The organism is Streptomyces sp. NPDC048565, assembly GCF_040650935.1.
Classification (GTDB): domain Bacteria; phylum Actinomycetota; class Actinomycetes; order Streptomycetales; family Streptomycetaceae; genus Streptomyces.
The window spans coordinates 24,312-45,983 of the sequence record NZ_JBEZIH010000042.1; the positions used below are offsets into that span (position 1 = coordinate 24,312).

The following is a 21,672-nucleotide window of genomic DNA, read 5'->3' on the forward strand; positions in this document are numbered from 1 at the left end:
CAGTGCGTCTGGAAGACGTCTACATACGGGGGACCTCCACACGGCTTCCCTCCCGCATCCCGGTGGCCGAAGCGGTCGCGTCAGGGGCGTGCCCGCCCCGGGTGGCCGCGGGCGCCGGCATGGAATCGGTGGCGTACTCGCCCCACGAGTCGGCCGCCGAGATGGCCGCGACCGCCGCACGGACCGCCCTTCAGCGGGCCGGCACGCACGGCGGCGATGTCGATCTGCTGCTGCACGCCGACACCTACCACCAGGGCCAGGACCTGTGGCCCGTCGCCTCCTACATCCAGCGCGAGGCCCTCGGCAACTCCTGCCAGGCCATCGAGATCCGGCAGATGTCCAACGGAGGCCTGGCCGCGCTCGATCTGGCCACCGCCTACCTCACCGCGGGCCACGGGCACGGCGAAGCGCTGCTCACCACCGCCGACCGGTTCTGCGCCCCCGGCATCGACCGCTGGAACACCGACCCCGGCACCCCGTACGCCGACGGCGCGACCTCGCTCGTGCTCTCCCGGCGCGGCGGCTTCGCCCGGCTCGTCTCGCTCGCGACGCACGCGGACCCCGAGCTGGAGCCGCTGCACCGCGGCGACGACCCGTTCACCACGGCGCCGTTCGGACACCGCATGCCCGTGGACTTCGAAGCCGCGAAGCGGTCCTTCGTCGGCCGCACCGGGATCTCGTACGCCGTCACCCGCGCCCACAGCGGCCAGCAGACGGCCATCAAGCAGGCACTGGCCGACGCCGGCAGCGAACTCGCCGACGCCGACTGGGTGGTGCTGCCGCACTTCGGGCAACGCCGCCTGAACTCCATCTACTACAAGCCGTTCGGCATCGATCCCGCCCGCACCACCTGGGACTTCAGCCGCACGGTCGGACACCTCGGCGCGGGCGACCAGTTCGCCGGCCTCGACCATCTGATGGTCTCGGGCCGGGCGGCGCCCGGCGACCGGTGCGTCCTGATCAGCGTCGGCGCCGGATACAGCTGGGGCTGCGCCGTCCTGGACATCCTCGAACGCCCCGACTGGTCCGAGGCATAGCCCGGTCCACCGGTTCTCCAGTCCTGCTCCACCACTTCATGTCAGCCTTGTGATCCGCCTTGCCGCGGACTGTCGAAGGGAAGGTCTGCCGTGGCGCCGACCGCTACGTCCGAAACCGAAGCACTCCATGTCACGGAGCACTCCGTCACCGTGGGGGCGTCACCCGCCGCCGTCTACGCACTGGTCGCCGATGTCGCCGAGTGGCCCCAGGTGTTCGGCCCGACCGTGCACGTCGAGGTGCTGGAGGAGGCACCCGCCGAAGGCGGTGAGCAGCTCCTGCGTATCTGGGCCGTCGCCGGTGACAAGGTCCGCACGTGGACCTCGCGCCGTGTCCTGGACCCGGCCGCCCGCACCATCTCCTTCCGCCAGGTCGTCACGGCCGCACCCGTCGCGTCGATGGGAGGCGAATGGCGCGTCCAGGAGTTGGAGGACGGCTCCAGCCGGGTCACCCTGCTGCACGACTACCGGGCCGTCGACGGCGACCCGGCCGCGGAGGAGCTGATCGAGAGCGCCGTCGACACCAACAGCCGCTCCGAGCTCCTCGCCCTCAAGAACACCGCAGAGCAGGGCGACGCCCGCGAGGAACTCCACTTCACCTTCAGCGACTCCGAGACCGTGTTCGGGGCGGCCGGTGACGTGTTCGCCTTCCTGGACCGCGCCGAGCTGTGGCCCGAGCGGCTGCCGCACGTGGCACGGCTCGACCTCACCGAGGACGAGCCGGGCATCCAGCACATGGACATGGACACCCGCAGCCCGGACGGCTCCACGCACAACACCACCTCGGTCCGGGTCTGCTTCGAGGACCGGGACGTCATCGTCTACAAGCAGCTCCGGGTGCCGGTCGCCATGGCCGGCCACACCGGCCGCTGGGTGATCGAGTCACTCGGAGACGGCACGGTCAGGGCCACCTCGTGGCACACCGTGACCCTGGACCCCGCGGGCGTACGCACCGCGCTCGGGCCCGAAGCCACCCTCGCCGAGGCACGCGCGCTGGTGCGCAGGTCCCTCGGTACCAACAGCTCCACCACTTTGCGTCACGCCAAGCAGTTCGCGGAGGAAGCGCGTGCACAGTCGTAGTCAGGACACACCCGTCACCGTGGTCAACCGCTTCGAGGTGAAGGGCGACACCGAGAGGTTCGAGCGTGAGTTCCGGGATCACTCCCAGTACCTCCGTAAACGCGAGGACTTCGACTTCCTGGTGACCGTCCAGCTCGTCGAGCGTCCCGAGGTCTTCGTGCACTTCGGACACTGGCGGACCATGCGGGGCTTCCTGAACACCGTCCACGACGGCACCTTCCAGGCCCACGTCAGACAGCTCGGCCCGATGGCCGACACCGAGGTGGACCAGGCCGTCAGCGTGGCGCGGGAACTGAACGAGAACGCCGTGGTCGGCGCGGAGAACGTGGTCCTGACCCGGGCCCGTATCCATCGCGACCCTGGGCACTTCGAACAGTGCTTCGCCGAGACGGACGAGCACTTCGGACGGCTCGGCGGCTTCGGAGGCAGCGATCTGCTGCGCTCCACCCTGCGTCCCGACGTGTACACCGGCATCCAGTGGTGGCGGGACACCGACGCCTGCGAAGGCGCCCTGGCCGACAGCGGACACAGGGCGCTGACCCGGCAGATGCGCGAGCTCGCCGACGTCGTCGTGGAACGCACCCGGCACATCGCCTACGAACGCGTCCTGGGCTGACACCCCGCGCCGCACCCCGCTCCACCCACGCCGGAGCCGAGGGCCACCAGGTCCTCGGCTCCGGCGCGTCCCGGGCGCGAGCCCGCTTCGAGCAGGTGGGAGCAGGCTGTGGGCATGGCGAATCCGATGCGCATCACCGTGCTCCGCGGCCGGCCCGACGAGGCCGAGCTGGCAGCTGTGACCGCCGTACTGCTCGCCCTGGTCCGCCGCTCGGGCGAACCGGACGACGAGACCAGGGCGGCCTACGCCGGATGGACCGTCAAGCGTGGCGGCTACCGGCACCCGGTCACCTGGACCGCACCGTGAAGCGGAATCCGCCGTACATCCACGGGCGAGGTCGAGGTCCCCTCAAGGGCGCACCCCTATCTTGCCCACAGCAGAGCCAGCCGTGGCCCGTCCCCGGGGACGGCGCCGCGACACGGGAGGGGGAGGCGTGAGAGGGCACCGGACTTTTACGGAACACTTGCAGGCCCAGGCCGCCGAGACGCCGGACCGGGAGGCGCTGATCCTTCTCACCGAGCGCGACGGCGGTCTGAGCCCGCGGACCATCGCGTACGCGGAACTCGACCGCTCGGCCCGCACCCTGGCGGCCGTACTGCGCCGCCATGTGGAACCGGGGGAGCGGGTGCTGATCGCGGACCGCTCACGCGAGCGGTTCGTCATCGGCTTCCTCGCCTGCCTGTACGCGGGAGCCGTCGCCGTGCCCGTCGCGCCGCCCGGTGGCCGCGGCCACCACGACGACCGCATCGCCGGCATCGTCAAGGAGGCAGCCGCGGTCTGCGTGCTCACCTCCACCGACGAGGCGGCCGAGGTCTCCCAGCTGCTCGCCCGCACCGGACACGGCGGCGTCATCTGTCTCCTGGCCGACGGGCCGGCGGCCGAAGCGCCGGCCGACGGCGCCCCCGAGGCCTGGCAGCCCTTCGTGCCCGAACCTGACACGGTCGCCTACCTCCAGTACACCTCGGGCTCCACCCGCGACCCGCGCGGTGTGACCGTCACCCACCGCAGCCTGCTCGCCAACCAGCGGGCCGTCCAGGAGGCACTCGGCACCCGGCCCGGCATCCGGATGGGCGGCTGGCTGCCGCTCCACCACGACATGGGACTCGTCGGCCAGCTCCTGCACGCCCTGTGGCTCGGCGGGACCGCGGTGCTGATGTCGCCGGCCGCGTTCGTCAAGCGTCCCGCGAACTGGCTGGAGGCCATCTCGCGCTACGGGCTCACGGTCAGTGGCGGCCCGGACTTCGCGTACGAGCTGTGCGTGCGCAGGGTCAACGACTCGCAGCTCGCCGCCCTCGACCTGTCCCGCTGGGAGGTCGCCGTCAACGGTGGCGAGCCCATCGACCCCGCCACCCTCACGGCGTTCGCCGAGCGCTTCGCCCCGGCCGGACTGCGGCCCGGCGCCCTGGCGCCCTGCTACGGACTGGCGGAGGCGACCCTCATCGTGTCCGGCACGCGCACCGCACCGCCCGCCGCCGCCCGCACCTTCGACGCGGCCGCGCTGGAAGCCGGCCGGCTCACCGACCCGGACGGTCCCGGCCGCACCCTCGTGCACTGCGGCCCCGCCGCATCCGCCGAAGTGCGCATCGTCGACCCGGAGACCTGCCGGGAGCTGCCCGACCGCCGGATCGGGGAGATCTGGGTCCGCGGCGAGAGCGTGGGGCCCGGCTACTGGGCCCGCCCCGCCGAGACCGCGGCGGCCTTCGACTGCCGTATCGAGGGCGGTGGCGGCGGCTACCTCCGCACCGGCGACCTCGGCGCCGTCGACGACGGCCTGCTGCACATCACCGGCCGGCTCAAGGACATGATCGTCATCGCCGGACGCAATCTCTACCCGCAGGACCTGGAGCGCACGGTGCAGCAGGTCAGTGGCCTCTTCGGAGCCGCCACCGCCTTCGCGGTGCCCGGCGCACGCGAACGCGTCGTCATCGTCCAGGAGCTGCGCGCCCGCAGCAGGTACGACATCGACCTGGCGGCCCTCGCGACCGCCGTCCAGCAACGCCTGAGCGAGGAGTACGAGATCCGTACCGCAGGGGTGCTGCTCGTACGGCCCGGCACCGTACGCCGGACGACGAGCGGCAAGGTGGAGCGGGCGGCCATGCGCCGGCTGTTCCTGCGCGGTGAGCTCACCCCGCTGCACCAGCGGATCGAGCCGGAGGTCGAGCTGCTGCTCGCGGCGGGGAGGCAGCGATGACCACGGCCCAGGAGCGGATCGACACCCTGGAGAAGGCGTTCGGTCCCCTCGACGACCCCGCGAACCCGCTCGGCACCGCCGCCCTGCTCGCCGCCGACGCGGGGGGCGAGGTGCTGCACGATGCGGAACAGGTCCTGGACACCTTCGACCTCAACGCCGAGTTCGTGCCCGCAGACGTGGGCGGCCGGCTGGAGCGGATGGACGTACTGGGCCGGGTCCTGCGCCCCGTCTTCCGCCGGGACGCGTCCCTCGGCTTCGGGTACGGGCTCAACTGCTTCTTCGCCACCACCCCGGTGTGGACCGCGGGCGACCCCGGACAGCGCAGATACGCCGCCCGGCTGCTCCTCGGCGGCCGGCGCGTCGCCGTCGCCCGCCACGAGGTGGCCCACGGCAACGACTTCGTACGCGACGAGTTCACCGCGCGCGTCGTCCCCGGCGGCCTGGTGCTCGACGGCAGCAAGTCCGCCATCGCCAACGCCTCGCGCGCCACCGGCCTCGTCATCTTCGCCCGCACGGAGGGCGCCGCACGCGGGCGCAGCCACACCGTGCTGCTCCTCGACCGCGACGAGCTGCCCGCCGAGCGGGTCGAGGACCTCGCCCGCACCACCACCACGGGCATGCGCAGCGCGGAGTTCGGCGGCCTGCGGATCACCGAGTGCCCGGTACCCGACAGCGCCGTGCTCGGCGCGATCGGCGGCGGCTACGAGCTGTCGCTGCGCTCCTCGCTCCTCATCCGGGGACTGATCCCGTCCATCGTGCTGGCCGGCGCGGACACCGCGCTGCGCACCGTCGTGCGCTTCGCCGACAGGCCCAGGGCCGACGGTCGTTCGTCCCTGGACGTGCAGCATGTGCGCGACGTGCTCACGGGCGGCTTCCTCGACCTGCTGGTCATCGACTGCCTGGCCCTCGTCGCGACCAGAGCGCTGCACCTGCTGCCCCGCCAGATGAGCGCCTACGCGGCGGCCGCCGCCTACCTGGCGCCCAAGCTGGTGGCCGAGAGCATGGACGAGATGTCCTCGGTGCTGGGTGAGGAAACGTTCGCCCAGGACGGTGCGTACGGGATGTTCCAGAAGCAGCGCCGCGACCTTCCGGTCACCTCGCTGGGCCACGCGGGCAGCGCCGGGCGGCAGGTCAGCATCCTGCCGCAGCTGCCCTACTTCGCACGGCACGCCTGGTTCGCGGATCCCGAACCGCCCCCAGGACTGTTCCGCCCGCACGAGGCGCTGCCCGCGCTCGACCTGTCCCAGCCCGTCCTGCTCGGTGACGGCGACCCGCTCGCGGCGACCCTGGTCGCCTGCACGGATCTGCTCGAAGCGGCGGGAGGGACTGGCCAGGAGGGGGAGGGCGGCCCCATCCTGCGCTTTCTGGCCCGTGCGCTCACGGGGGAGCTCGTCGATCTGAAGAAGGCGTTCGAGAAGGTGCCGCAGGGCGACCGGGAGGCCCTCTCCAGCCCGTACAGCTTCGGCCTCGCCGACCGCTACACCCTGGTGCTCGCCGGGGCGGCCGCGCTCGGCGTGTGGCGCGAACAGCGCAACGCGCCCGCCGACCGCGTCGACTCCTTCCTGGCCGCCCCTGCCTGGGCCACCGCGGTGCTGTACCGGCTGGTCAGACGGCTCGGGCTGCCGCTGCCCGACCGCCCTGCCGACTGCGAGCGCCTTGTGCTTGACGAGGTCATGGCCAGGCTGCACAACCGCCGCAGCTACGACCTCTACAGCTCGCCGCTCGCCTGAGAGCCCTGTCGGGCGACCTCTGATCGGGCGGCCACCCGACAGGGCCCCGAAGCCCCGCAGCCATCCCCCGAACCCCCGACCGCCCCCGGGCGCCCCCCGCCCCAGAGCCCGACAGGGAGCAGACTCATGCAGGACCAACCGCCCCGCGCTCAGGACGACTTCGCCGTGGCCCACCGTGAGTGGCTCAGCGAACGGGTCGCGCACTACATCGGCCGCCCGGTGGAGGAGACCGTCTCGCTGGCCGAGGAAGGACTCGACTCGGTCGCCGCCCTCAGCCTCTACGGTGACATCGAGGAGGAGTTCGGCCCGATCGTCGAGCCCGACGACATCTGGGCCTACCCCACCGTGCGGCAGCTCGCCGGCCTCCTCGCGATGCGGGACGTGGACCAGGGCGAGAGCCGGATCCGCGCCGCGTTCGTCTTCACCGGCCAGGGCTCCCAGCACCCGGGGATGACCTCCGGGCTCTATCTGAACTCCACCGGCTACCGCGCCTTCCTCGACGAGGCCGACGCCGCGATCATGCCGTGGACCAAGCGGTCCGTCGTGAAGCTGATCCTCGCCGACGACCCCGCCGTCCACCGCACCGCGCTGACCCAGCCCGCCCTGTTCGCCGTCGAGTACGCCCTGGCCCGGACCCTGGAGGAGGCAGGGGTGCGCCCGGTGGCCGTACTGGGCCACGGCATCGGGGAGTTCGCGGCCGCCACCGTCGCCGGGGCGCTCACCCTGGCCGACGCCGCGAAGCTGGTGTCGATGCGCGGCGCCTTCATGCAGTACCTGCCGCCGGGCGGCGGCATGATGGCCGTCTGCGTCACCCCGTACGAGGCCGCCGAGCTCGTCGCCGCCGAACCCGCCGTGGGCATCAGCGCCATCAACGCCGCGAAGGCGATCGTGCTCTCCGGTGACCGTGCCGCCCTGGAACGCATCGAGGCCCGGCTCGCCGAGCGCGGCATCCGCTGCCGTCATCTGGCCGTGTCGCACGCCTTCCACTCCCCGCTGATGGCGCCCGTGGTACCCAAGTTCGAGGCGATCGTCCGGCGGATGCCGGGCGGCGCCGCCCGGGTGCCGTTCTACTCGACGGTGTACGGACGGCTGGCCACCGAGCCGCTCTACGCCCCGTACTGGACCGAACAGATCACCGCGCCCGTCCGCTTCGCCGACGCCGCACGCAGCCTGCTCGCACAGCAGGCACCCACCCATGTCGTCGAGATCGGGCCCCAGGCCGTCCTCACGCCGTACCTGCGGCGGATGGGCGGGGGACCGCGCGGTCCCGTCTGCCTGCCCGTGTGCCAGGGGCCGGCGAGTGACGCCGTCGATCTGGCAGGGGTGATCTCCGCCCTCGACGCCGGGCCGCTGGCGGCTGCCCTCTCCGGAGCCTGAGGTGAGGGCGCGGGTCGGGCGCCCGCTGCCCGCCGAAGGCCCCGGCGGACCCTGGGGCGACATCAACGGCGAACTGGACCGCACCGGCAGCGTCGTGATGCACGCGACGATGCCGGCCTGGCAACCGCGCGGAGACACCGAGGACGAGCTGCGCCGGCAGCTGGGACGCGACTGGCGCCGCTACGAGAGCCTCTCCAAGCCCCGGATGCGCGAGAGGTTCGTCGCCTCCCGGCTGTTCCTGCGGCACGCCGCGGCGGAGGTCCTGCGCACCGGGCCCGACCTGGTGGACCTGGCGTACCAGCCGGGCGGGCGGCCCTATGTGCGCGGCTGCGACCAGATCGACGTCAGCCTCAGCCACACCGAGGAGATGATGGTCGTCGGCATCACCCGCAGGGGACGCATCGGCGTCGATGTGGAGCGCGCCGACCGCCGGCTCGCGCACACCGGCTCCGAACGCCAGGCGTGCACCCCGTACGAGAAGGAGCTGCTGGACGCCGGCGGGGACGGTGCGCGCAACGACACCATGGTGCGGCTGTGGACGCTCAAGGAGGCGTACAGCAAGGCGCTGGGCCAGGGACTGCGCTTCCGCTTCACCGAATTCGGCTTCGCGCTGGACGGCGACGGTGACGGCGGCGACGGCACGCGCCTCGTCCGCCCGGACGGCTCGCCCGCCCCCGGCTCGGAGTGGCAGTTCGGCACGTTCCGGGCGGGCGAGGGCTACGTCGTGAGCGTCGCGGTCTGTGACACCGGGTTCGGCGAGCTGGCCGATCTGTCGGTCGGCACCACCCTGGACGACGGCATGCTCGACACGTTGCTGGGCGCACCCGGTGCGGCCGTCGGGCCCGCCCCGGTGCCGGTGCCGGGGCCGTCAGGGGAGCCAGCCGGCTTCCTCGGCGATCCGGATGGCGTCGATGCGGTTACGCGCGCCGAGCTTGCCGACGATGGCCGTCAGGTAGTTGCGGACGGTGCCCTTGGACAGATACAGACAGCCGGCGATCTCGGCGGCGTCGGCGCCGCGGGTGGCGAGCCGTAATACCTCCAGCTCCCTGGGGGACAGCGGGTTCTCCGGGGAGTCCCAGGCGGTCAGCGCGAGCTGGGGGTCCACGACCCGGCGTCCGGTGGCCACCGACCGTACGGCGAGCGCGAGCTGGTCGGGTGGCGAGTCCTTGAGCAGGAAGCCCGAGACATGGGCGGTCAGGGCGCGCCGCAGGGTGCCGGGACGTCCGAGGCTCGTGAGGATCAGGGTGCGGCAGCTGGGCAGTTGCTCATGGAGCTCGGCTGCCGCGGTCAGCCCGTCGATGCCCGGGAGATCGATGTCGATCACGGCCACGTCCGGCTTGGACATGAGCGCCGTTTCCACGATCGTGTCCCCGCGGTCCACGGCGGCCACCACATGAAGATCCGGTTCCAGCTGGAGCAGTGCCACCAGCGCGCCACGGATCATGTGAACATCCTCGGCGAGGAGGATTCTCACGGACAACATCATTACCCCCGGTCAGATGATGTGAAGTCAGGCTACAGCGGATCTCTCCGGGGTCACGGGCCCGAGCACGAGCAGCTCGTCCTCGTGGTTCTGGGGCCGGATCGGTGCCCAGACCTCAAGGTGGAACCGGCCGTCGCCCTGAAGTCCCGCGGTGAGACCGCCGCCTATGGCGGTGAACCGCGTCCTCAGGTTGTCCAGCCCGCTTCCGCCGCCGGCCCGGGCGGAGAAGGCGTCGGCCTGTTCGTGCGGGTGGTCGTTGGTCAGGCCGAGACGGACCGTTTCTTCGTCCAGCTCAGCCTTGATGCTGCACCTCTGGACCCCGCTGTGGCGCAGAATATTGGTCACCCCTTCGCGTAGTGCGGTGGCGAGCACGGTGTCGACGACCGGATGCAGCCGGCCGCACTCCACCGTGACATCCGCCCTGACGTCCGCGGCGGCGAGCACGGTCCCCGCCGACTCGGCCTCCTCGGACAGCGACATGTCGCGGTACCCGCTGGACACCAGCCGTACGTCGGCCAGCGCCTGGCGCGCTACCCGCAGGACCGACGCGGTCTCCTCGCGCGCCTTGTCCGGACGGCTGCTGATCAGACGCTGGATCAGTTCCCCCTTGAGCGTGATGGCGGAGAGGCTGTAGCCCAGCAGATCGTGCAGATCCCGGGCGAACCGCAGCCTTTCCTGTGTCACGGCCATCCGGGCGAGTTCCTCCCGGGTGGCGTGGACCTCATGCACCAGGTCGGTGAGACGGGTCAGGCCGTAGATCACGAGACCGGTCAGGATGCCGGAGATCGTGAAGTACAGCACCAGGTCGATCGTCGCCCCGGCCAGCAGGTTGTAGGCGGGGATGAAGGCGATCAGCAGCCCGTAGCTGGGCCAGGCCCAGCGCGCCGGGAGCGTGAGCAGCAGCGAGGCGGCGAGCGGCCCCTGCATGCTGCCCCAGTTGGTGCTGAACCAGACGAGCGGCGCGAAGGTGAGCACCGCCTGCACGCTCAGCACCAGCACTTTCCAGCCGGTCGGCCAATGGCGGGCTTGCGGTGAGGAGACGGCCAGCTGCACGCCGAACACCGCCAGGACCAGTCCCACGCAGACGGCCAGTTCCGTCGTCCCGGGGTGGGTCCGCACCACGTTGAGCACCGTCATGGTGCCGTAGCACAAAAGCGCCACCACGATGATCGCGCGGGCCAGCCGGGGGGCGGGCGCCTGCGACCGGGGTGAGAACGGAACAATGTTCCGTGTCGGCATCGCCGCCTCCTTGCCATGGGCCAACAGTGGCGGACGCATGCTATGTCTTCACGTTGTCCGTGAGCCAGCAGATGTGGAGGGCCGCCCGGATTCAGACGAACAGCGGTACGGGGTTGATTTGTTCGTATGGGACCGGGCGATCGCGGTGCCCAAGTTTCACAGGTATGTCGAACAAACGCCCCGGGGCGAAACGCGCCCAGAAGTGCCGCATCCCCGGAATGATCACCTTCGCTACGGGAAGTCCCACGTCGGGCCGGGTCTGGTCGAGGACGAGCATCTCCATCCCCTGGCGTCGTACGAGGGTTTCGGCCAACTCGATGTCCTCGCGCAGATCCCCCAGGGCGGTGAAGGAATAGCAGTCGGGGGTGCGTGGGGTTTCGGCTGAATCAGCCCTGAGGTATGGCTGATTTTCCACCGTCGCACCGCGCCACCAGGAGCTCAGGTCCCGGTCCGCGGTGAGGAGTTCGGGGGAGTTCTCGTCCGGAGGCAGCAGCTGGGCCATCTCCGTGACCGCTCTGCGCAGGGCCAGCCGGGGATCGAAATGAGCCCCGAATCCGAACGAGATCCCCTCGGCCGCCCGGTCTGTGCGCCGGGACATCGCGGCCATCACGGGGATGCCGAAGTCGGCGGTGAGATCGAGGACCCAGATGTCCCGGTGCAGCCGCGCGTACGCCTGCCGGGTTCCGGCCAGCCAGGGTTCGTCGAAGGCGTCGAGGTCGACGGCGGGGTGCCGCGTGCGGTTGTACCACCACAGGGCGACGGCGTCCCGCTCCACCACCTCCAGGAAGCCCTGGACGACAGCGTCCTCCGGACTGCTGCCCGCCGCGTTGCCGTTGGAGTCGGCCCACGGGGCGGCCGGCACGCCGTTCGGCCCGGGGCCGAAGTAGAGCATGGACGTGGGCAGCAGCCGCTGGGTGCCCGAGGTGAGCGACCAGACCGGCGTCCAGTCGGCCGGCTCCTTCGGGTCGAACGGCGGCGGTACCTGCTGGAAACGGGAGTGCGCGGCGTTCCAGCCGGCCCGCTCACGGAACTGCCGGTCGGCGAACAGCTGACAGGAATTGGGGTGCAGCGCGGCGTCCCCGAGCCCGGCCAGGGTGTCGCGCACGGTGGGCTCATCGCCCTGCCGAGTGCCGCAGTAACGTTCCAGCGCCTCGCACAGGGCGCCCACCTCGGCCTCCTGCGGCGTCGTCCCCTTGCCGCCGCTCTGGCCCCGCAGCCCGCCCCGCAGACCGGCCAGTGAACGGCTGTCGCCGAGAGCCATGTTGCGCCCGGCGACATACCGGTTGAGGCCCTCGGGGGAACCGGGCGCCGGGCGGAGTCCCGCGACGATGCCGGTGACCGGATCGGCCAGGTGCCGGTAGCGCTTCAGTACCGTTTCCGCGCTCTGCGCCCGGTCGTTGCCCCCCACCGTGTGCAGCTTCGGACTCGGCCTCGGCACGAACGGTCCGCGTACCCGCTCGGTGACGAGCCCCGGATCCCCGCACGCCGGGCACTGCGGGCGGCGGCTCACCGGATGCCGGCTGGTGTCCAGGGTGCGGGTGTCCAGCGTGCAGACGGCCTGCTGGCCCTCGTACCGCATGCCCGCCACCCACTTCGCGGCCTCCAGCACCGCTGTGTGCAGCCCGATGGCGCGCACGGTGGCGAACGACGCCTCCGGGACCTGGACCGTGCCCGCGAGTCCGAGGGCGTGCAGGACCGGTGCCCGGGAGGCCCGGTGGCCGCGCAACCGGTGCGCCAGACACTCCCAGCAGGCACCCTGCGGGGACCCGAACACCGGGCCCACCCAGGTCTCCACACCGCTCGGCTTGGCGGCCAGCCAGGCCCGGCCCGACTCCCGGTGCCTGGCGTCGACCTCGGCCAGCCGGGGGTCCAGATAGTCGTCGCACAGGACGAGGGAGAGAGCCGGGGGCCCCTCGTCGTCCGCCCCGGCCAGCCGCAGCCCGGCGGCCAGACACTCCGCCCTGGCCGCCTCGGGGTCCGCCCGGCCGAGGACCACGAGATCCACCGGCGTCGTACGGAACGACGCGGAGGCGCTGGGACCGCCGACACCGGCGTACTCCCAGTACGCCTCCGTGCAGGCGTCGGCCGCCGGATCGTGATAGCCGATCAGACCGGCCCGGGCGAGCTCCGCGATCATGCCGGCCGCGGTGGCGGGCGGCATCGCCGCCGCCGCGTCCGCCAGCACACCCGTCAAGGTGCGTGTGCCGTCCAGCAGGGCCGCGAGCTCCTGAACCTCACGCCCCTGCAGGGCAGTCGTCCCCTGGTCCGACAGGAGGTAGACGGCGTCCCCATCGACCGCCTCCACCCGCAGATGTCTCTTGAACCCCACGGGCAACTCGGTACCCGCCCCCGTCCCCCCGGTCATGGTCATGCAAGCGCCGCCCCGGCCTCTTCCCCGGGCAGGGGCGTCATGCCGGTGGCGCACCCGTAGAGCGTGATGGTGCCCGGCCGGTCCAGGTGGTCAATGACCAGGTCCCGCCCCGTGAAGCCGGGCATGCTGTTCTTGTGGACGTCCCCGAAGACCGGCTCCATCGCGGGCAGACCGAACTCCGCGAGCACGGAGACGGGATCGCTCGTGTAACGCTGCGCCAGCTCGGGTTCGAGACCGGCGCGTGCCGTCAGCAGGGCCAGCCGGTGATCGGACGGGAGCGGTCGGGCGGCTGTGCCGGCCTTGGCTTCGTGTGCGGAAGTGCGCAGGGTGTTGTTCATGGTGTTCCCCCTCAGAGTCCGTGATACGAGACCGGATGCGTTTCCGTCGTTCACTCGTTTTCCGAGTGCCAGGATTCTGCGTCCAGCCGCGCCGCACAGCACAGTGCGAGGCTCACCACCGGGCCATGACATTTTCATGTGCGCCCTCGTGACCACCTCACTGGGACTCGAACATCGCAGGTGTCAGGCTCGGCCCAGACTCCACACGTTCCTGCCGGCCCGCATCGGGCCGGACGGGGGGAGCACGAAGAAGGAGGGCGCACTCATGGAGATCAAAGTACTGGGACCACTGGCAGCCCGTGAGAACGGGGTGTCCGTCGTGCCCACCGCGGCCAAGCCGCGCCAGATCCTGTCCCTGCTGGCCCTGCAGTCCGACCGGGTCGTGCCCGTGGCGACGCTGATGGAGGAGATCTGGGGCGAGGACATCCCGCGCAGCGCGGCCACCACCCTGCAGACCTACATCCTCCAGCTCCGCCGCAAGATCGCGGCCGCGATCGACGGGGACCCGTCCCGCCAGGCCAAGGACGTCCTGATCACCCAGCACGGCGGCTACCTGCTCCAGGTGCAGCCCGGCCAGGTGGACGCCCACGAGTTCGGCCAGCTCACCGCTTCCGGGCGGGCCGCGCACGAGGCCGGCGACCACTACGCGGCCTCCGACCTGCTGGGCCGGGCCCTCAAGATGTGGCAGGGCTCCGCACTCGTCGACGTACGCATCGGTACCGTGCTGGAGCTGGAGGTGCTCCGCATGGAGGAGGACCGGATGGCTGCCCTGGAGCGGCGCATAGACGCCGACCTCATCATCGGCCGGCACACGGAGATCGTGCCCGAACTGCGGGTCCTGGTCGCCAGGCACCCGATGCACGAGAACTTCTGCGCCCAGCTGATGACCGCACTGCACCGCTCGGGCGGCGCCTGGCGGGCGCTGGAGGCGTACCAGCGGCTGCGCGTGACCCTGGTCGAAGAGCTCGGACTCGAACCCTCGGCCCGGCTGCAACGCCTCCACCAGGCCGTTCTCTCCGCAGACCCGGCACTGGACCTGCCCGTCCCGGCCTCCGGCTGAGACCAGGGCCGGGCCTGGGCGCCAGGTCATCGCTGGAGCTCTCCAGTACGTCTCAAGCCGGCGTTCCTACGTTCGGCCGATGACGATCCTTGACGACCTGACGGCCGCACAGGCCGCACCCGCCGCACCTGCCGCACCGGTCGCCGCCACCGCACCGGCCGCACCCGATCTGCGGCGCTCCGCCGCCGAACTGCGCCGGCTCAAGGAAGAAGTGAGCCGGGGCCCTGACCCCGCGGCGACCCGGCGGCAGCACGAGAAGAACAAACTCACCGCGCACGAACGGCTGGACCTCCTCTTCGACGAGGACACGTTCACCGAGATCGAGCCGCTGCGCCGGCACCGGGCATCGGGCTTCGGACTCGAAGCACGCAAACCGCACGGCGACGGGGTCGTGATCGGCTGGGGGCTCGTCCACGGCAGGACGGTGTTCGCCTACGCGCACGACTTCCGTGTCTTCGCCGGAGCCCTGGGTGAGGCGCACGCCGCGAAGGTGCACAAGGTGATGGACCTCGCCGAGGCCGCCGGAGCACCGCTGGTGAGCCTCAACGACGGGGCGGGCGCCCGCATTCAGGAGGGTGTCACGGCGCTCGCGGGCTACGGCGGGATATTCCGCCGCAACGTCGCCGCCTCCGGGGTCATCCCGCAGATCAGTGTGATGCTCGGCCCGTGCGCCGGGGGAGCGGCCTACTCACCGGCGCTCACCGACTACGTCTTCATGGTCCGGGACTCCGCGCAGATGTTCATCACGGGACCCGACGTCGTACAGGCGGTGACGGGCGAGAAGATCACCCACAACGGCCTGGGCGGCGCCGATGTGCACGCGAGCGTCTCCGGCGTCAGCCACTTCGCGTACGACGACGAGATGACCTGCCTGGAGGACGTGCGGTTCCTCATCGCGCTCCTGCCGTCCAACAACCGGGAGATGCCCCCGGCGGTGGCCTGCGACGACCCCGCCGACCGGCGCACCGACGCCCTCACGGACCTGGTGCCCGCCGACCCGGGGCGCAGCTACGACATCCGGGCGGTGATCGAGGAGCTCGTCGACGACGGGGAGACCTTCGAGGTCCACGAGGCGTGGGCGCCCAACATCGTGTGCACGCTCGCCCGTCTTGACGGCCACCCGGTGGGCATCGTCGCCAACCAGCCGGCCGCCCTGGCCGGGGTGCTGGACATCCACGCCAGCGAGAAGGCCGCCCGCTTCGTCTCGACGTGCGACTCCTTCAACATCCCGCTGGTCACCCTCGTCGACGTGCCCGGCTTCCTGCCCGGCGTCGACCAGGAGCACGACGGCATCATCCGGCACGGCGCCAAGCTCCTGTACGCGTACTGCAACGCGACCGTGCCGCGCATCTCCCTCGTGCTGCGCAAGGCCTACGGAGGCGCGTACATCGTCATGGACTCCCGGTCCATCGGCGCCGACCTGGCCTTCGCCTGGCCGACCAACGAGATCGCCGTGATGGGGGCGGAGGGCGCGGCCAACGTCATCTTCCGCCGGGAGATCGCCGCGTCCGACGACCCGGAGGCGCTGCGGGCGCAGCGCATCGACGAGTACAGGACCGAGCTGATGCACCCCTACTACGCGGCCGAACGCGGCCTCGTGGACGACGTCATCGACCCGGGGGACACCCGGCGCGTCCTCATCCGTTCCCTGGCCATGCTGCGCTCCAAGCATGCCGAAGTGCCCTCCCGTAAGCACGGGAATATCCCCACATAGCGGGGTGATTCCACAGATCCACGCGCACACGAGTCCCGGTCTAGGGCACAGACGTTCCATGGCTTCACCGGAAAAGGCGGCCCGCCACGAACGAGCGGCCGACCGGTCCGGCCGGCCGGGGAGGTTCCCAACCCCGAACCGCCCCGGCCGCCGATTACCGCCTCATCGATTCACCGCCTCAGATCAGCAGTGACACGGACGAAGGGATCGACAGTGACCCCCACAGTGCCAACCGGCAGGTGCGCAGAGCCGCACCAGGCCCCGTCGAAGGCCAGGTAGACCATGCGCAGAGTCGCCATCACCGGCCTGGGCGTCGTGGCCCCCGGTGGGGTCGGTGTCAAGGAGTACTGGAACCTCCTCACGGCGGGCCGCACCGCCACCCGGAGGATCTCCTTCTACGACCCCTCGCCGTTCCGTTCGCAGGTCGCCGCCGAGTGCGACTTCGACCCCAGGGCCGCCGGACTCTCCCACCAGGAGATCCGCAGACTCGACCGGGCCTCCCAGTTCGCGGTGGTCTCCACCAGGGAAGCGCTCGCCGACAGCGGCCTCGACCTCTCCTCCCTCGACCCGGGCCGCATCGGCACCGCGGTGGGCAGCGCGGTCGGCTGCACCACCAGCCTGGAGCGCGAGTACGCCGTCGTCAGCGACGGCGGCCGCAAGTGGAACGTGGACCACGAGTACGCCGTACCCGAGCTGTACCGGCACTTCGTACCCAGCTCCATCGCCGCCGAAGTCGGCCTGGCGGCAGGCGCGGAAGGCCCGGCAGCGGTCGTCTCCACCGGATGCACCTCCGGTCTCGACTCGCTCGGCCACGCGGTGGAACTCATCCGCGAGGGCACCACCGACATCATGATCGCCGGTGCCACCGAGGCCCCGATCTCGCCGATCACCTCGGCCTGCTTCGACGCCATCCACGCCACCACACCCCGCAACGACACCCCGGAGAGCTCCTGCCGGCCCTTCGACCGGACCCGCAGCGGACTCGTGCTCGGCGAGGGCGCGGCGATCCTGGTCCTGGAGGAGCTGGAGAGCGCACGGGCGCGCGGCGCCCACATCTACGCCGAGATCGCGGGCTTCGCCTCCCGCTGCAACGCCTTCCACATGACAGGCCTCAAGCCGGAGGGACTCGAAATGGCCGAGGCCATCGACGTCGCCCTGGCCGAGTCGCGGCTCGCTCCCGACACCGTCGACTACATCAACGCACACGGCTCCGGCACCAAGATGAACGACCGCCACGAGACCGGCGCGTTCAAGCGCAGCCTCGGGGAGCACGCGTACCGCACCCCGATCAGCTCCATCAAGTCGATGATCGGGCACTCGCTCGGCGCCATCGGCTCCCTGGAGATCGCCGCCTGCGCCCTCGCGATGGAGCACAGCCTGCTGCCGCCCACCGCGAACCTCCACGAGCCCGACCCGGAGCTCGACCTCGACTACATCCCGCTGACCGCCCGCGAGAAGAAGACCGACGTGGTCCTCAGCGTGGGCAGCGGCTTCGGCGGATTCCAGAGCGCCATGGTGCTGGCCCGCCCGGAGAGGAGCACCGTATGACCACCGCAGTGGTGACCGGCCTGGGCATCACCGCCCCGAACGGCCTGGGAACCGAGGGCTACTGGAAGGCCACCCTGGCCGGCGAGTCCGGACTCGGCCCCGTCACCCGCTTCGACGCCACCCAGTACCCCTCCCGGATCGCCGGGGAGGTCAGCGACTACGTCGCCGAGGACCACATCCCCAGCAGGCTGATGCCGCAGACCGACCACATGACGCGCCTCGCGCTGACCGCGGCCGACTGGGCGCTGGCCGACGCGGGCATCGACACAGCCGAACTGCCGGAGTACGGCATCGGCGTGGTGACCGCGGCATCCGGCGGAGCCGTCGAGTTCGGCCAGCGGGAACTGCAGAACCTCTGGAGCAAGGGCAAGGAGTACGTCAGCGCCTACCAGTCGTTCGCCTGGTTCTACGCCGTCAACACCGGCCAGATCTCCATCCGGCACAAGCTGCGCGGACCCAGCGGTGTGCTGCTCACCGAACAGGCCGGCGGCGTCGACGCCCTCGGTCACGCACGCCGCCACATCCGCAAGGGCTTCCCCGCCGTCATCTCCGGCGGCATCGACGCGGCCATCTGCCCCTGGGGCTGGGTGCCGCAGATAGCCTCCGGCCTGATGAGCACCGTCGACGACCCGGCCCGCGCCTATCTGCCCTTCTCCGAGGACGCCGGCGGATACGTACCGGGCGAGGGCGGTGCGATCCTCCTCGTCGAGGACGCCGAGTCGGCCGGAGCCCGCGGGGCCACGGTCTACGGCGAGATCGCCGGATACGCGGCCACCCTCGACCCGGCCCCCGGCACAGGCAGGCCGCCGGGCCTGCGCAGGGCCGCCGAGAACGCCCTCAAGGACGCCGGGATCACCGCCGCCGACATCGACGTCGTCTTCGCCGACGCCGCCGGCGTACCCGACCTCGACCGGGCGGAGGCCCAGGCTCTCACCGGGATCTTCGGTGCGAACGGGGTCCCCGTCACCGCCCCCAAGACCATGACGGGACGGCTCCTCGCCGGGGGCGCCGCCCTCGACGCGGCGACCGCACTGCTCGCCCTGCGCGACGGAGTCATCCCGCCCACCGTCAACGTCGGCGCCGCCGCGGCGGACCACACCATCGACCTGGTGACCGAGGCACGCGAGGCCGGACTGCGCAACGCCCTGGTCCTCGCACGCGGCCACGGCGGCTTCAACGCCGCACTCGTCGTACGCCGTCACGGCTGAACAGCCACCCCGGGCGACCCGCACCACTCCACCACCGGTACCACCGGTACCACCGGCACCCACCCCCACACCGGCACACACCGAACAACCACTCACAGCCCAACCGAGAGGACGGCACCGACCATGAGCACCACGACCGCCACAGTGACCCTGGCCGACCTGACCCGCATGCTGCGCGAGAGCGCCGGCGAGGAGGAGGGCATCGACCTCGACGGTGACGTCATCGACACCCCGTTCATGGAGCTCGGCTACGACTCCCTCGCCCTGCTCCAGGTCATCGGGCAGATACAGCGCGAGTACGGCATCGAGATCCCCGACGACGCCGTCGTCGACGCCGAGACCCCGGGCGCCCTCCTCGCCCTCATCAACTCCGGCCAGGCGCCCGCCGCCTGAGCCGGTCCCGCACGGCCGCCCCGTCTTCCGTCCCCCGGGGCGGGGCGGCCGTCAAAGGGCCCAGGCCCGTCTTCTTCATCTGTTGCCCCCCGTACCGCCCCCTTACGTACCGAGTGGGGCCGGAGCCGCGGCCCACGAGGAGGGAACCATGTCGCTCACCAACCGGAGTGCGGTGGTCCGCCGGCTGATCGTCAGCCCAGGCTCCGCGCCCCAGCAGCACGCACGGGCCTCGGCCGCCGGAGTCTCGGCGGTGCTGCGCGCCTTCGGCCGCCCTCCCGAGGACCTGCCCGCCCGTACCGTCGTCCTCCTCGGCGCGGCCGTACTGGAACCGGGTATCAGGCCCGAGCACGAAGGCTTCACCGTCCGCACCGCCTCCACCCCCGGCCGCGCGCTGCGCCAGGCCCACCGGGAACTCCACGAGGGAACCGCCGACCTCGCCCTCGTCGCCGGCTTCGGCGAACCCGACCCCCAGACCATCACCGTGTACGCGGTCAAACGCGCCGCCGAAGCGGTGGCCGAGGGCGACGCGGTCCTCGGCGTACTCGACATCACCGGCCCCCCGGCCGACGCCCTGGCCGACCCCTCGGACGAGGACACCGCCCCGCCGCTGCGACCACTGCACCAGACCCCGCGCGGCACCGACCCGGACCGCCACCGCCTCATCCTCTGGTCGGGCCGCAACGCCGAGGACGAGGAACGGGTACGCGGCGAACTCCTGCCGATGCTCGGCGGGGTGCACCGCGAGATCTTCCCCGCCCTGCCCACCGCGGTACCGTGCGGCACCGCCCCCGGCCCGATACGCGGCGCGGCCGTCTCCGTCTCCGCCCTCGCCTCCCGCGCCGTGCACAAGGCCCGCACCGCCGACGCCTCGCGCCCCCGGCCCGTCGCCCTGCTCTTCCCGGGCCAGGGCTCCCAGCACGCCGGGATGGCGGCCGGCCTCTACCGCACCGAACCCGTCTTCACGGCGGCGGTCGACGCGGCCCTCTCCCACATGGGCGGCGAAGGCCCCCGTATCCGCGCCGACTGGCTCGACCCCGCGCGTGCGTCCATCGGTATCGACGACGTACGCCGGGCCCAGCCCCTCCTGTTCGCGATCGACTACGCGCTCGGCCGCCTCGTACTCAGCTGGGGCGTCCGCCCGACGGCCTTCCTCGGCCACAGTGCGGGGGAGCTCGTCGCCGCGACCTTCGCCGGAGTCGTGTCCCTGCGTGACGCGGCCCGGATGGTGCAGGCCCGGGTCCGGGAGGCCGTCAAGATACCGGCCGGTGGCATGCTCGCGGTCGCGGCGAGCGAGGAACAGCTGCTCCCGTATCTGACGGAGGACGTCGGCATCGCCGCCGTCAACGCCAACCAGCAGGTGATGCTGGCCGGTTCGAAGGGCCCGCTCACCGAGGTCGCCGCCCGCCTCAGGGCCGACGGGCACACCGTCGTCACGGTGCCCGCGACCAGCCCCTTCCACTCCCCGGCGATGGCCCCCGCATCCGACGCTGTGGAGGTCGCCTACCGCGACATCCCTCTCCGGGCTCCCCGGCTCCCCCTCTACTCCGGCTACACCGGAACCCTGATGAGCCCCGACGAGGCGCGCAGCCCGCGCTTCTGGGCCCGCCAGATCACCGACACGGTCTACTTCCGCAACGCCCTGGACGAGCTGCTGGCCGCCGACGACGTCCTGCTCATCGAGGCGGGCCCCCGCCAGACCCTCACCGCCTTCGCCCGCAGGCACCGCTCGATCCGCCTGGGCGCCGGCGCCGTGACCCCGCTCCTCCCGGCCCGCGCGGGCACCCCCGAGGCCGACCGCCAGTCGGTGCTCACCGCGGCGGCCCGCATCTGGACCGAGGGCCACGACCTGGACCTGAACGCGGTGGCCAGGCTGTGGACCTGGGGCGAGGAGAAGCCGTCCACCACCGGCACCGACGCTGCCCGTGTCCAGGCAGGGGCGGAGGTACAGCTCGCATGAAGTACGTGACGAGAGCCCTGCGCGAGATCTACCTCTCGCTGACCTCGGCGGGCTGGGTCTGGCTGGGACTCCCCACGATGGGACCACCGCTGCCGATGGTCGAGACACGCCTGAAGGAACCCCCTGCCGGTCACCCGGAACGGCTCTGCGCCGATGTCCCGCTGACCAGCACGGAACGCGCGCTGCAAAAACAACTCGTGCCGTCGATGGGGGAGCGGGAGTGAAAGAGATCCGCAGTCTGGACCGGGTGATCATCCGTTTCGCGGGTGACTCGGGTGATGGTATGCAGTTGACGGGTGACCGGTTCACGTCGGAGACGGCGTCGTTCGGGAA

Annotated in this window: 19 protein-coding genes and 1 pseudogene; 16 read left to right on the plus strand and 4 right to left on the minus strand. The window is 71.7% G+C overall.

Features of this window, described 5'->3' with window-relative positions:
* Positions 1–2 precede the first annotated feature (2 nt).
* The 8 genes and pseudogenes from AB0C75_RS34080 to AB0C75_RS34115 all read left to right on the plus strand — a co-directional run.
* A complete protein-coding gene (locus tag AB0C75_RS34080) occupies positions 3–1,037 on the plus strand; it encodes a ketoacyl-ACP synthase III family protein (protein ID WP_362896101.1) in 1,035 nt (344 codons plus the stop codon).
* A gap of 90 nt (positions 1,038–1,127) precedes the next feature.
* A complete protein-coding gene (locus AB0C75_RS34085; RefSeq protein WP_362896103.1) occupies positions 1,128–2,114 on the plus strand; it encodes an aromatase/cyclase in 987 nt (328 codons plus the stop codon).
* Entirely contained in the window at positions 2,101–2,730 is a 630-nt protein-coding gene (locus AB0C75_RS34090; protein WP_362896105.1) for a hypothetical protein, read from the plus strand. The genes AB0C75_RS34085 and AB0C75_RS34090 overlap by 14 nt, the downstream gene beginning before the upstream one ends.
* A 114-nt stretch (positions 2,731–2,844) precedes the next feature.
* Positions 2,845–3,036, plus strand: coding sequence for an acyl-CoA carboxylase subunit epsilon (locus AB0C75_RS34095; protein ID WP_362896107.1), 192 nt, complete (start codon positions 2,845–2,847; stop codon positions 3,034–3,036).
* A 157-nt stretch (positions 3,037–3,193) separates the two neighbouring features.
* Entirely contained in the window at positions 3,194–4,921 is a 1,728-nt protein-coding gene (locus AB0C75_RS34100; protein ID WP_362896109.1) for a fatty acyl-AMP ligase, read from the plus strand.
* Positions 4,918–6,651 (plus strand): acyl-CoA dehydrogenase, encoded by a 1,734-nt coding sequence (locus AB0C75_RS34105; RefSeq protein WP_362896111.1) that lies wholly within the window; start codon positions 4,918–4,920, stop codon positions 6,649–6,651. Before AB0C75_RS34100 ends, AB0C75_RS34105 begins: the two co-directional genes overlap by 4 nt.
* 126 nt (positions 6,652–6,777) lie before the next feature.
* Positions 6,778–8,028 (plus strand): acyltransferase domain-containing protein, encoded by a 1,251-nt coding sequence (locus AB0C75_RS34110; RefSeq protein WP_362896113.1) that lies wholly within the window; start codon positions 6,778–6,780, stop codon positions 8,026–8,028.
* Between the two features lie 370 nt (positions 8,029–8,398).
* A pseudogene (locus AB0C75_RS34115) lies at positions 8,399–8,749 on the plus strand (4'-phosphopantetheinyl transferase superfamily protein); the annotation flags it as partial.
* A 147-nt stretch (positions 8,750–8,896) separates the two neighbouring features.
* On the opposite strand, the gene AB0C75_RS34120 reads toward AB0C75_RS34115, so the two are convergent.
* From AB0C75_RS34120 to AB0C75_RS34135, 4 genes are all read right to left on the minus strand, one after another.
* Positions 8,897–9,511: a response regulator transcription factor gene (locus AB0C75_RS34120; RefSeq protein WP_362896115.1), complete on the minus strand. Its 615-nt coding sequence runs from the start codon at positions 9,509–9,511 to the stop codon at positions 8,897–8,899.
* A 27-nt stretch (positions 9,512–9,538) separates the two neighbouring features.
* Positions 9,539–10,750 (minus strand): histidine kinase, encoded by a 1,212-nt coding sequence (locus tag AB0C75_RS34125; protein WP_362896117.1) that lies wholly within the window; start codon positions 10,748–10,750, stop codon positions 9,539–9,541.
* A gap of 91 nt (positions 10,751–10,841) precedes the next feature.
* Positions 10,842–13,121 (minus strand): TOMM precursor leader peptide-binding protein, encoded by a 2,280-nt coding sequence (locus tag AB0C75_RS34130; RefSeq protein WP_362896118.1) that lies wholly within the window; start codon positions 13,119–13,121, stop codon positions 10,842–10,844.
* Positions 13,118–13,459, minus strand: a complete 342-nt coding sequence (locus tag AB0C75_RS34135) for a hypothetical protein (RefSeq protein WP_362896120.1) — start codon at positions 13,457–13,459, stop codon at positions 13,118–13,120. The genes AB0C75_RS34130 and AB0C75_RS34135 overlap by 4 nt, the downstream gene beginning before the upstream one ends.
* A gap of 265 nt (positions 13,460–13,724) precedes the next feature.
* Between AB0C75_RS34135 and AB0C75_RS34140 the strand changes: the two genes are divergently transcribed.
* The 8 genes from AB0C75_RS34140 to AB0C75_RS34175 form a co-directional block, all read left to right on the plus strand.
* Positions 13,725–14,519: an AfsR/SARP family transcriptional regulator gene (locus AB0C75_RS34140; protein WP_362896122.1), complete on the plus strand. Its 795-nt coding sequence runs from the start codon at positions 13,725–13,727 to the stop codon at positions 14,517–14,519.
* A gap of 79 nt (positions 14,520–14,598) precedes the next feature.
* Entirely contained in the window at positions 14,599–16,233 is a 1,635-nt protein-coding gene (locus AB0C75_RS34145; RefSeq protein ID WP_362896124.1) for an acyl-CoA carboxylase subunit beta, read from the plus strand.
* Between the two features lie 282 nt (positions 16,234–16,515).
* Positions 16,516–17,781 carry a beta-ketoacyl-[acyl-carrier-protein] synthase family protein gene (locus AB0C75_RS34150; protein WP_362896126.1) on the plus strand — a complete coding sequence of 422 codons (1,266 nt, stop codon included), beginning with the start codon at positions 16,516–16,518 and terminating at the stop codon, positions 17,779–17,781.
* Positions 17,778–18,989 (plus strand): ketosynthase chain-length factor, encoded by a 1,212-nt coding sequence (locus tag AB0C75_RS34155; RefSeq protein ID WP_362896128.1) that lies wholly within the window; start codon positions 17,778–17,780, stop codon positions 18,987–18,989. Before AB0C75_RS34150 ends, AB0C75_RS34155 begins: the two co-directional genes overlap by 4 nt.
* Positions 18,990–19,112: 123 nt before the next feature.
* Complete coding sequence (locus tag AB0C75_RS34160; protein WP_329207366.1) at positions 19,113–19,382, plus strand: acyl carrier protein; 270 nt, start codon at positions 19,113–19,115, stop codon at positions 19,380–19,382.
* Positions 19,383–19,530: 148 nt separating this feature from the next.
* On the plus strand, positions 19,531–21,339 hold the full coding sequence (locus tag AB0C75_RS34165; RefSeq protein WP_362896130.1) for an acyltransferase domain-containing protein: 1,809 nt from the start codon (positions 19,531–19,533) through the stop codon (positions 21,337–21,339).
* Complete coding sequence (locus AB0C75_RS34170; RefSeq protein WP_362896132.1) at positions 21,336–21,563, plus strand: DUF6059 family protein; 228 nt, start codon at positions 21,336–21,338, stop codon at positions 21,561–21,563. The genes AB0C75_RS34165 and AB0C75_RS34170 overlap by 4 nt, the downstream gene beginning before the upstream one ends.
* Positions 21,485–21,672: hypothetical protein (locus tag AB0C75_RS34175; RefSeq protein ID WP_362896134.1), on the plus strand; the 188-nt coding region annotated here is incomplete at its 3' end. The genes AB0C75_RS34170 and AB0C75_RS34175, both read left to right, overlap by 79 nt.